This is a genomic window from Sphaerospermopsis sp. FACHB-1094 (assembly GCF_014696195.1).
Lineage (GTDB): Bacteria > Cyanobacteriota > Cyanobacteriia > Cyanobacteriales > Nostocaceae > Sphaerospermopsis > Sphaerospermopsis kisseleviana.
This window is the reverse complement of record NZ_JACJPT010000148.1, coordinates 1-10,776: the sequence shown is the minus strand read 5'-3', so window position 1 is coordinate 10,776 and position 10,776 is coordinate 1. Positions and strand designations below refer to the sequence as shown.

Sequence of the window (10,776 nt, the reverse complement as noted above, 5' to 3'; positions counted from 1 at the left end):
ACTTTTTCCGGTATACCCTTCAAAACCCTTGCACTAATTTCTGTGTTTATCAGCCTCTAACCTTTGATATATCAAGGTTTTAGGTTTATTCAGCAAACCCTACCTAGACTATAACTGCTTTCAACGTGGTTTTGATGATCCAAGACAAATTAGAATCCAAATGGAGAGTGCAGCTTGTCAAGAAATATTCATTCAAGCTCAAACAGAAAAAATAACTCTTGCGTGGTCTTTTATACACGAAGACGAAACAAATTTATGCCCTTTTCTGGATCGTAAATATTCAGTTTTGGGTATGGTGAGTTTGTGTAAAATAAAAGTACCTCCAAAAACTGAAATAGCAGAACAAGCTCTTTTGTTCCAGCAGTTAGTTAATCTATCGAGTAAAGATGCTCTACACTTAGCTTGTGCGGTTTCTATTCAAGCCGATTTTTTTCTTAACTTGTGATGATAGTCTCAAGAAACAAGCTCAGAAATTAGAGTTAGCAATAGCCATCATGAACCCAATTGATTATATTAGGAATAACGAAAACTATGGAAATCAATAATATTATGGATGATACAGAAATAAAAATCAAAGGCATCAAAGCACTATATGAATCTCTTGGTTCAGCGGCAGCTATGCGTTTCTTAACATTGCTACATAAAACCCCTACTGATTATGTAGAAATCTCAAAAACGATATATCAAGATCAAAGTATTGAGGAAATTTTCGCTAGAGCAAAACAAAATTGGCAAGATTAATTATATCAATAGTTTGTAGGGGTTTAGCATTGCTAAACCCCTACATTTAATGTTAAAATAAACCTAAATGTAACCATAATAAAAACTATGAAAATTCGCAGTTTCACAGTCATAATTTACAAAGAAGATGATATGTATATCGCTGAATGTCCAGAAGTGGGTACAGTAGATCAAGGAGAAACAATAGAACAAGCAATAACAGGTTTAAAAGAAGCAACACGACTTTATTTAGGGGTTGCTGAGAAAGTCTTTCCGTGAGGGCATAGGAGTCAGGAGTCAGGAGTCAGGAGTCAGGAGGAGATTGGAAAATTTCTTTGCCATCTCTTGAAATCCCAAAAAATGCACACTTTTTCCGGTATACCCTTCAAAACCCTTGCACTAATTTCTGTGTTTATCAGCCTCTAACCTTTGATATATCAAGGTTTTAGGTTTATTCAGCAAACCCTATTTAGAAGAATTTACTTTTATTCCCATCAAAAAACGTAAGTATCATTTTCCTACCTTTAAACTGGATATCAAACAAGAATATTTAAACAGAGAAAAGATTTATGAACAATGATTTATTATCAGAGTATAATTTTGATTATACTAAAGCTAGTCCTAATCGTTTTACTACTACCTCAGAAAAATCTATGTTACAAACCATTCCAGGAATTTATAAAAACGGCAAAATAGAACTTTCACAAACACCCCAGGGAATTACAGAAAGCAGTGTTTTTGTGACATTCTTACCAACCAAACCCACCACTTGGCCAGAAATAATTATTAACCATCAAGGTATAGCAGATAATATCATCTTTGAATCCTATCGAGATGAATTATTACCACCTCCAGAAATAGAACTTTAATTACAGATTAATTATGGGTTATCTCCTAGATACTTGTGTAGTGAGTGATTTTGTTAAAGGAGAACAAAATACATTAAAACAAATAAAATTAATTTATCCTAGTGATATTTTCATCTCATCTTTAACCGTGATGTAAGTAAAATATGGATTAGCAATTAATCCTCAGAAAGCCATTAAAATTCAGCCTTTAATTGAAACATTTTTTACTTCAATTACAGTGTTACCTTTCACTGCCCAAAAAGCAGAGAAAGCGGCTGACATTAGAAGTATTCTTAAAATAGCAGGTTCTCCTATTGGTGCTGATGATGTACTCATTGCAGCAACCGCATTAAGTCATCATCATATTGTTGTCACTTCCAATGTTAGAGAATTTCAAAGAGTACCTAATTTACAAATAGAGAATTGGCGGGTTTGTCAATAAAAGTATCTAAAATCTAATTAAAATGTAGGAGGTTAGCAATGCTAAACCCCTACATTTAGGGTTGAATGAAGATAGTAAAAATATTGATTTATCGAAATAACAAAAAAGAGCGATCGCCTTATTGAATAATCTCAGTATATTACCAACATTATAGATTTTATGGTACATGAGAATAATGAGCATAAAATACATAAAGTACCATAATCAAGAGTTTAATGATTATAATCGCTTTTTTAGCCTTATACGTCGCCTTTAACCTGGGTGCAAACGACGTAGCAAACGCAATGGGAACATCCGTAGGATCAAAAGCTGTCACCCTGACACAAGCCATCATCATCGCCGGCATCTTAGAATTTACAGGTGCAGTATTATTCGGACATGGTGTAACAGAAACACTAGGAACAAAAATAGCTAACCCCGACTTATTCATCACCACACCCCAAACCCTAGTATTAGGGATGATAACAGTCCTCATATCAGCAGGGGTATGGCTACAAATAGCCACCTCACTCGGTTTACCCATTTCCTCATCTCATGCAGTCGTCGGTGCGATCGCTGGTTTTACCTGGGTAGCATTAGGAAAAAACGCCATAGATTGGTCATCTATTGGTTTAATTACCATTGGTTGGATATTAACACCAGTCATCAGCGCCACAATCGCAGCTTTTTTTTACAGTCTTATTCAAAAATGGATCTTATCTCAACCTCATCCCCGCTTACAACTACAAGAATGGATTCCCTGGTTAAGTGCAATTTTACTAAGTATATTTGGTGTAATAGTTCTCCCTACCTTAACCCAACCACTGACAAACTTTTTAAGTGAGAAAATCGGTTTAAACATCCCCTCCCACGACATCCCCATATTTACTGGTGCAATAGGCGTAATAGGACTTACATTATATAGTTGGAAAAAACTTAACTCCCCAATCACCAATCACCAATCACCAATCACCAACCCCATCGAACAACTATTTGCACGCTTCCAGCTATTAAGTGCTTGCTTCGTCGCTTTCGCACATGGTGCAAACGATGTCGGAAATGCGATCGCACCTTTAGCAGTAATTTTCTACATCAATCAGACAAATACCGTCCCCAACAATGGGATAATTATCCCTATCTGGATTATGATCTTTGGAGGTGCGGGAATTGTTGCAGGATTAGCCATCTGGGGTAAAAAAGTCATCGCTACCATCGGCGAAAATATCATCTCTCTACAACCCAGTAGCGGATTTTGTGCCGAAATCGCCACCGCCACCACCATCTTACTAGCTTCTCGGTTAGGTTTACCTGTATCCACTTCTCATGCGCTTGTTGGTGGTGTAGTGGGTATTGGACTTGTACAAAACCTCAAATCAATTAAATTTCAAACCCTCCAGGGGATCGCCGCAGCCTGGGTAATTACAGTCCCCATCAGTGCTGTAATCAGCGCCATAATCTTCAGTATTATCCGGATTATCTGAAAATGCAACTGAAATTTGTGAAGATTCTTGCTTAATGCTTATTATTTGAATGCAATACATTCTCGACTGCAAAAATTAAGTAAGATTACTGTTTTTTTTGCAAAAAACTTTCGGTGATGTACTGCCACAGCAAATGCAAATCATGGACAATTGAAAACTGCCATCTTATGCAATTATCTATAAATAGTATATTTTTGCATAATTGTGGGCAATTTATTAAAATATTGAATAGGAGATAAAAAAATCTTCTACTTTTCTCAGAACAATTCCCAGAACAATCCAGAACAATATTTTAATTTCTCAAAGCAACGGAAACTGTCACGCAATTTACACTTCGCACAAATTTTGGTTTTTAACAACCTACCAATCTGCAAGGCTGTGAAACATTTATCAGTGAACAGTAAACCGTGAACCGTGAACAGACTGACAACTGATAACTGATAACTGATAACTGATTTATCGTCAAGGTGTTAGAGGTTAGAAACTAATGGGGCGATTTGAAAAGCGACCAGAAAACTCACGAAACAGAAGCGACTTATCCAGAGCTGCAGAAAATGCCCTTTGGGATGTAGTTGAAGACTTAGAACAACTCCAACAGAATGTTATTAGAACTTTACAAGACGATGTAAAGCGGCTCGAAACTGAAAAAAACCGTTTAGCCAATGACATTCAACGATTAATAGAAGAAAAAGAAAAATTACAGCAAGCTCGACAAATTACTGAACAGCAAGTTTTGATTCGTCAGTTGGCGGAAGTTTTGGCAAAACATATATCTTCCCAACTGCAATCTTCACTCAAAAGTTTAGCTGATCAATCAATAACCGGAGAATCTTCCCATCAGTCCACCTTCAGATCGGCTGAAGTCAATTCTACAGTAGCTAGTCAGATAAGTGAAAATGTCAGTCAGATGTTGAACAATCTGGATGATACCGTCACAATTGCTTTTAGCTCCATCCAAAAAGAATTAACAAATTATCAAAGTCATCTTTCCCAGCAGTTGTTACGAATGTACGATCAACAGCAGCAAGGGGAAGAAATCTTAGCAGAATTTGTCAAGCGTTTACGAGAGGAACTAGAGAACATCAAAGATGCAAATTCTCTGAAAATTTTGACAGGAGGAGCGCCAACAGTATTGCAACTGGGCGAAACCTACAAAAATGGTTTCTCGGAAAATTCTTCAGAGAGAATAGTTGCTGAACGAGTTTCTTTATTAACTCAAGAGCTACCAAAAAGCGAAAATTCATCCTCAGATGCTGTGGTTGCATTACCACCACCTCCAGAACATCCACCAGAACCAGTTTCTGTGCTTGTTCCTGAGTCTTTAACCTCAGAAACACCAGAAACCCCAACTTCAGAACATCCACCAGAACCAGTTTCTGTGCTTGTTCCTGAGTCTTTAACCTCAGAAACACCAGAAACCCCAACTTCAGAACATCCACCAGAACCAATTTCTGTGTTTGTTCCTGAGTCTTTAACCTCAGAAACACCAGAAACCCCAACTTCAGAACATCCACCAGAACCAATTTCTGTGCTTGTTCCTGAGTCTTTAACCTCAGAAACATCAGAAAATCCAACTCCAGAAAATCCACCAGAACCAATTTCTGTGCTTGTTCCTGAGTCTTCCCCAGCAAAATTAAACCCATATTCTCCCCAACAAATACAGCAGGAAGTAACACCCCGACAACAAAAACCTCCAAGTTCCCCAAACTCATCTTCAGTTCAGATAGGTTTCCTGTTGGTTGTGTTGTCAACGGTGATGTCATCCCTTTACAACGTTGTTGTCAAGGCGCTGTTCTATCAAGGTTCTGATCTGTTAGGAAACTTCCAGACACAACAGTTAATGTCACCAACATTGGGAAATATTTTCTTAATCTTGATGCTGAGATTATTGGTGGTTGTACCTTTAATGTTACTTTTAGCTCCTATTTTGCACCCTCCAGTTTGGCAAGACTTACAAAGTCTATTTGATTCAGTTAGCAGAAATGCTGCTGCTAAGAAAACAAACACAAAACAGGTATTACTGTTGTCGGTTGTGAGTGGTGGCTTTTTATTTTTGTCCCAAGTTTTAATTTACATTGCTATTGGTCAAGTAACAACTGGAGTAGCGATCGCTCTGTTTTTTATCTATCCCATGATCACTGTACTCTTGGCTTGGTTTCTCTTTCGTGAGCGTCCTGGCTTATTAAGTTTTAGTGCGATTTCTAGCATTTTTTGTGGTCAATTATTAATCTTGGGTAGTTATTCAACTGGTATTAATAATACCTCTTTAGGAATTATTTCTGGAATTATGTCCGGAATAGCTTTTTCTGTATACGTAATTCTTACTAGGTTATCCGCTCCGAAACTGCATCCAGTTTCTTTTGCTTTAATTAATTTCGCAACCATGTTGTTATTCAGCTTTGTTTGCTTATTAGTACCTTTACCAAGTGATTGGAGTTTAGCCATTAGATCATCCAATTTATTGGAAGTGATTTTAAGTGCTTTTATGTTAGGTGTCCTCACTCTTTGCGGCTATTTATTCAACAATTTTGGCATTCGCAAATTAGGAGGACAACGCTCCGCTATCATTGGTGCTGTTGTCCCAGTTTTCACAGTAATTTTCGCTGGATTAATGATTCAAGAAAAATTGGATATTCTGCAAATTCTGGGAGTTTTATTGGTAACTGGTGGCGCAGTTGCTATCAGCTGGGAAAAAATGCAAAAGGTTAAATCTTCCAGTGCCAAAAATTAAATGATTAAAAACAATTAAACTATGTACAAATACTTGAAAATTTATACCATAATTTTATATTTCCACAGATTTAACCGGGAAATACCCAATTAAGTCTGAATGTCTTAATGTAAAATTAAGAATTGGTATGAGTTAAACCTCCAGTAATGTGCATATTCTTCAATTTAGATCAAGTTGATGCTAGACTAAGGGTTGGTTTGATTAAGTCAACGGCCTAGAGCGTAGATTCAGTAATGCTAGGTAATCTGTTTTTACCTTGTAGGGGCGAAGCATTTGGGTGATAACCTATCGCTGAAACCCTAAACATTATGTTATGTCCGAAAGCTATGCCTCCAGCACGCTACGCCATCAATTTTGTTAACCTGATGTTATTATTGGTGAGCCTTTCTTTTACTGTTCAAAATTAATGATTACACCCAAGGTAATTTAGCACCATAGTTATTTTATGGTGAAACCATAACAAATCTCCATTGAGAGTGAAGACAAAAATTACAATTTGGTGTATAATAGGTAGTTTAAATTTGACTACTATTTTTTCGTAAACGTGCCATTCATCTGTCTGTGAATATGACTAACGACATAGATCTGATCAAACGTCTTGGTCCAAGTGCGATGGATCAGATCATGCTTTATCTAGCTTTTAGTGCCATGCGTACAAGTGGCCATAGGCATGGAGCATTTTTAGATGCAGCCGCAACAGCAGCTAAGTGTGCAATTTATATGACCTATCTAGAACAGGGACAAAACCTGCGAATGACGGGGCATTTGCACCACCTGGAGCCGAAGCGAGTCAAAATTATTGTTGAGGAAGTAAGACAAGCTCTGACTGAGGGTAAATTGCTAAAAATGCTGGGTTCCCAAGAACCTCGCTATTTGATTCAATTGCCTTATGTGTGGATGGAAAAATATCCTTGGCAACCAGGAAGGTCTCGTGTTCCTGGTACAAGTCTCACCAGTGAGGAGAAAAAACAAATCGAGCGCAAGCTGCCTAAAAATCTGCCTGACGCTCAGTTAGTTACTTCCTTTGAATTTTTAGAGCTAATTGAATTTCTACACAAGCGATCGCAAGAAGAGTTACCCCAGCATCATCAAATGCCTCTGAGTGAAGCCTTGGCAGAGCATATCAAACGTCGTCTACTCTACTCAGGCACTGTGACACGCATTGATTCACCTTGGGGAATGCCCTTTTATGCCCTAACTCGTCCCTTTTATGCCCCAGCAGACGACCAAGAACGTACTTACACAATGGTCGAAGATACTGCTCGTTATTTTCGGATGATGAAAAACTGGGCAGAAAGAAAAGCCAATTCTATGCGTGCTGTAGAAGAACTGGATATTCCTCTGGAAAAAATGCAGGAAGCGATGGAAGAATTGGATGAAATTATCCGCGCTTGGGCTGATAAATATCACTGCGATGGCGGTACACCCATGATTTTACAAATGGCTTTTGGTAATCAAGATGACTAAATCAACAAAAGTTAGAAGTTATCTTCTAATTTTTGCTGATATTACCTTGAGCCAACTATTACCGCTTCGCGGAAGTCAAAAGTCAAAAGTCAAAAGTCAAATGTTCCCTGCCTCAACGAAAGGACTTTTTCAGCAAACCCTACTTAAATGCTACCTTCAGGAGTTGATGGGATAGGCAGTGTCTGAAAAGGTGGTATTAATCCCGGCCGTGTTGTAGATCCAGCCCCAATATTAATAGAACGGTAACTGGCATCAATACACCGGTCTAAAGACTCAATCGGGGTTAAATTAATTTCTTTGCGTAAACCAACCACACACTCAGCAAAGGTAACAGGTAATAAACTGCGTCCACAGTAGCTTAAAACAGCTTGGTTAATTGCTTGTTGGGTACTCTTGCTAATGCCAACTACACAGGTAGCAAAATCTTCACTACGACGGGATAGACTACAGGAATAAAGGGCATCAGTTGGGGTAATTTCTGTTTGTTTGGTAATTTTAGCTACACAAGTAGATAACTCTCTTGGTCGCATAGTTGTAGCACAACCTTGAGATGCTGCTTGTGCTGTCACTCCTGCACTTAATAATTGAGCCGCACAAGCACGGTAATCATTTCTATAAGAACTTATCACAGCTTGACTTGGCAAGATATTTGTCCATAGTCCGGCGATCGCCATCACTGGAATTGTGAACATTTTCCAGAAATGACTACTTTTGTAGTTATAAAAACTGCTAATTTCTTTTTTGCGTTTTAACATTGCTATTCTCCAAACACCCAAAGTTATGCTAACTTAGAATTTGCTGAAACTCCTCTATTATCAAGGAATTTCATTGTCAGTACCCAAATACTTCCAAAAGTCTGATACAGCAGGAGTCAGGAGTCAGGAGTAAAACTCTAGTGGTGTCTAGGTTGCAATTTTGATTCTGTACCTCATTGATCTGCCATCTGCTGTATTTATTATTTAACCAAAAATACTCTAGCTAATTGCTAAGAGTTATGTGATAATAGAATATTTGGGTAAAGTTTAAACAGGATTAAATAAGGAAACTCATGTCCCGATATAGAGGTCCGCGCCTCAGAATTGTCCGCCGCTTGGGCGAATTACCAGGATTAACTCGCAAAAGTGCTAGACGTGCCTATGCACCAGGTCAACATGGTCAAAACCGCAAAAAACGGTCTGAGTATGCTATCCGTCTAGAAGAAAAGCAAAAACTTCGCTTAAACTACGGTTTAACAGAAAAGCAAATGCTCCGCTATGTTCGTAAAGCCAGAAGAGTAACTGGTTCTACCGGACAAGTATTGCTGCAATTGCTGGAAATGCGTTTAGATAATACAGTTTTTCGCATGGGTATGGCTCCCACTATTCCCGCAGCACGTCAACTGGTGAATCACGGTCACGTTACCGTTAATGGTCGTGTAGTGAATATCGCCAGCTATCAGTGCCGTCCCGGTGAAGCAATTGGTGTGAGAGATAAAGAAGCATCCAAAAAATTGGTAGAAGCTAACTTACAGTATCCCGGTTTAGCTAACCTTCCCAATCACCTGGAATTTGATAAAAACAAATTGACTGGTAAAGTCAATAGTGTGATTGAAAGAGAATGGGTAGCACTCCAAGTTAATGAACTGCTGGTTGTGGAATATTACTCACGTCAAGCATAATTCAATTTTGGATTTTGGATTGACGATTTTGGATTGGAATAGTTGTTGTTCTTTGAATCCACAATCCAAAATCTAAAATCTAAAATTAGGTTAACCTCCTATTTGCGACATGGTACGGGTGTAAGTGCCGACAGTACCTGAGTCGCGTTGTTTAAAGTTAATTTCTGATTTGATTGCTAATAGTTCTCTGACTTGTGATTGTAATTGAGTAGTGCTACAACCAGCACGTAAAGAAGATTTTAAATCAATTTGCCCAGTTTCATTGAGTAAGCAGGGACGTAACCAACCATCAGCAGAAAGACGCACTCGGTTACAGCGATCGCAAAAACACTCTGACATTTGACTAATAAAACCCAGTGTTCCCTTTGCTCCGGGAATTTGAAATACATCGGCTGGACCATTACCACGAACTTGAGATTCTGTCAAGCCCCAACGTTGACGAATGCGATCACGTAACTCAGCAGAAGATACCCAACCGCGATCGCCAAACAAGTCACCATTACCAATAGGCATAAATTCAATAAATCGGACGTGCCAATTTTTATCAATCGTTAAAGCAGCTAAATCCAAAACTTCATGGTCATTAACGCCAGGTATTATCACCACATTTAACTTTAACGGATCAAAACCCACATGATAAGCAGCTTGAATCCCATCCCAGACTTGCTGCCAACGTCCACGGCCATGATTACCGATAATTTGCTCAAAAGTAGCTGCATCAAGAGAATCTAAACTAATATTAATTCTTCTTAGACCTGCATCATAAAGACTTTTAGCTATAGGAGCTAATAAAAACCCATTAGTAGTCATTGCCAAATCTTGAGTTTGGGGAAGATGGGCAATTTTTTTTACCAACTCCACCACACCAGGACGGAGTAGAGGTTCACCACCAGTCAAGCGAAAGCGAGTAAAACCAACAGGGATAAATACTTCTTGAATAAGAGTGAGTAGTTCCTCATCAGTTAATAATTGTTGTTTCAGGATATAGTCTAATTCTGCACCTTCCGGCATACAATACAGACAACGGAAATTACAGCGATCAATTAAACTAATGCGAAGATAGTCTACTGGGTTCATGTTTGTTGAGTTGAAGTCTAATTTCTAGTGTAGAAACCCAAAGGAATAGAGAATATATTTTTTATGCGCTGAGATGTTTCAAAACAGCAGTGATGCGATCGCTGTATAGGTAAAAATCTAGTTGATTAGTCATTTCCAAAATACTGTTTTTCGATATTAAATAAGGAGAGTTGTTGAAAACCTCTCCTAAGTAGGGTTTGCTGAATAAACCTAAAACCTTGATATATCAAAGGTTAGAGGCTGATAAACACAGAAATTAGTGCAAGGGTTTTGAAGGGTATACCGGAAAAAGTGTGCATTTTTGGGGATTTCAAGAGATGGCAAAGAAATTTTCAAATCTCCTCCTGACTCCTGACTCCTGACTCCTGACTCCT

12 protein-coding genes are annotated in these 10,776 nt (G+C 38.3%); 10 read left to right on the top strand and 2 right to left on the bottom strand.

Annotated features, from left to right (window positions below):
- Positions 1-160: 160 nt before the first annotated feature.
- The 9 genes from H6F47_RS27420 (at position 161) to hetR (ending at position 7,668) form a co-directional block, all read left to right on the top strand.
- A complete protein-coding gene (locus tag H6F47_RS27420; protein ID WP_199291294.1) occupies positions 161-445 on the top strand; it encodes a hypothetical protein in 285 nt (94 codons plus the stop codon).
- 86 nt (positions 446-531) lie between these two features.
- The gene (locus H6F47_RS25130) at positions 532-741 is read left to right on the top strand and encodes a hypothetical protein (RefSeq protein ID WP_016953185.1); all 210 of its coding nucleotides are present in this window, start codon (positions 532-534) and stop codon (positions 739-741) included.
- A gap of 87 nt (positions 742-828) precedes the next feature.
- Complete coding sequence (locus H6F47_RS25125) at positions 829-999, top strand: type II toxin-antitoxin system HicB family antitoxin (protein ID WP_137669543.1); 171 nt, start codon at positions 829-831, stop codon at positions 997-999.
- 374 nt (positions 1,000-1,373) lie between these two features.
- A complete protein-coding gene (locus H6F47_RS25120; protein ID WP_137668778.1) occupies positions 1,374-1,589 on the top strand; it encodes a hypothetical protein in 216 nt (71 codons plus the stop codon).
- 13 nt (positions 1,590-1,602) lie between these two features.
- Positions 1,603-1,725, top strand: coding sequence for a hypothetical protein (locus H6F47_RS28720; RefSeq protein ID WP_265586224.1), 123 nt, complete (start codon positions 1,603-1,605; stop codon positions 1,723-1,725).
- Between the two features lie 18 nt (positions 1,726-1,743).
- Positions 1,744-2,010 (top strand): PIN domain-containing protein, encoded by a 267-nt coding sequence (locus H6F47_RS28230; RefSeq protein WP_347239109.1) that lies wholly within the window; start codon positions 1,744-1,746, stop codon positions 2,008-2,010.
- Positions 2,011-2,225: 215 nt separating this feature from the next.
- A complete protein-coding gene (locus H6F47_RS25110; RefSeq protein ID WP_190651513.1) occupies positions 2,226-3,470 on the top strand; it encodes an inorganic phosphate transporter in 1,245 nt (414 codons plus the stop codon).
- 487 nt (positions 3,471-3,957) lie between these two features.
- Positions 3,958-6,201, top strand: a complete 2,244-nt coding sequence (locus tag H6F47_RS25105) for an EamA family transporter (protein ID WP_190651511.1) — start codon at positions 3,958-3,960, stop codon at positions 6,199-6,201.
- 567 nt (positions 6,202-6,768) lie between these two features.
- Entirely contained in the window at positions 6,769-7,668 is a 900-nt protein-coding gene (gene hetR, locus H6F47_RS25100; RefSeq protein ID WP_096567272.1) for a heterocyst differentiation master regulator HetR, read from the top strand.
- Positions 7,669-7,811: 143 nt separating this feature from the next.
- On the opposite strand, the gene H6F47_RS25095 is transcribed toward hetR, so the two are convergent.
- The gene (locus tag H6F47_RS25095; protein WP_190651509.1) at positions 7,812-8,423 is read right to left on the bottom strand and encodes a hypothetical protein; all 612 of its coding nucleotides are present in this window, start codon (positions 8,421-8,423) and stop codon (positions 7,812-7,814) included.
- 293 nt (positions 8,424-8,716) lie between these two features.
- Here H6F47_RS25095 and rpsD point away from each other — a divergent pair, with 293 nt between their 5' ends.
- The gene (gene rpsD / locus H6F47_RS25090) at positions 8,717-9,325 is read left to right on the top strand and encodes a 30S ribosomal protein S4 (RefSeq protein WP_096567275.1); all 609 of its coding nucleotides are present in this window, start codon (positions 8,717-8,719) and stop codon (positions 9,323-9,325) included.
- Positions 9,326-9,415: 90 nt separating this feature from the next.
- On the opposite strand, the gene moaA is transcribed toward rpsD, so the two are convergent.
- Positions 9,416-10,402, bottom strand: a complete 987-nt coding sequence (gene moaA / locus H6F47_RS25085; protein WP_137668777.1) for a GTP 3',8-cyclase MoaA — start codon at positions 10,400-10,402, stop codon at positions 9,416-9,418.
- Positions 10,403-10,776: the final 374 nt, after the last annotated feature.

Coding starts and splice junctions, on each gene's coding strand:
- H6F47_RS25110 (WP_190651513.1), top strand. CDS start 2,226: ATGATTATAATCGCTTTTTTAGCCTTATACGTCGCCTTTAACCTGGGT.
- moaA (WP_137668777.1), bottom strand. CDS start 10,402: ATGAACCCAGTAGACTATCTTCGCATTAGTTTAATTGATCGCTGTAAT.
- H6F47_RS25130 (WP_016953185.1), top strand. CDS start 532: ATGGAAATCAATAATATTATGGATGATACAGAAATAAAAATCAAAGGC.
- H6F47_RS27420 (WP_199291294.1), top strand. CDS start 161: ATGGAGAGTGCAGCTTGTCAAGAAATATTCATTCAAGCTCAAACAGAA.
- H6F47_RS25125 (WP_137669543.1), top strand. CDS start 829: ATGAAAATTCGCAGTTTCACAGTCATAATTTACAAAGAAGATGATATG.
- H6F47_RS28720 (WP_265586224.1), top strand. CDS start 1,603: ATGGGTTATCTCCTAGATACTTGTGTAGTGAGTGATTTTGTTAAAGGA.
- H6F47_RS25105 (WP_190651511.1), top strand. CDS start 3,958: ATGGGGCGATTTGAAAAGCGACCAGAAAACTCACGAAACAGAAGCGAC.
- rpsD (WP_096567275.1), top strand. CDS start 8,717: ATGTCCCGATATAGAGGTCCGCGCCTCAGAATTGTCCGCCGCTTGGGC.
- H6F47_RS25095 (WP_190651509.1), bottom strand. CDS start 8,423: ATGTTAAAACGCAAAAAAGAAATTAGCAGTTTTTATAACTACAAAAGT.
- H6F47_RS25120 (WP_137668778.1), top strand. CDS start 1,374: ATGTTACAAACCATTCCAGGAATTTATAAAAACGGCAAAATAGAACTT.
- hetR (WP_096567272.1), top strand. CDS start 6,769: ATGACTAACGACATAGATCTGATCAAACGTCTTGGTCCAAGTGCGATG.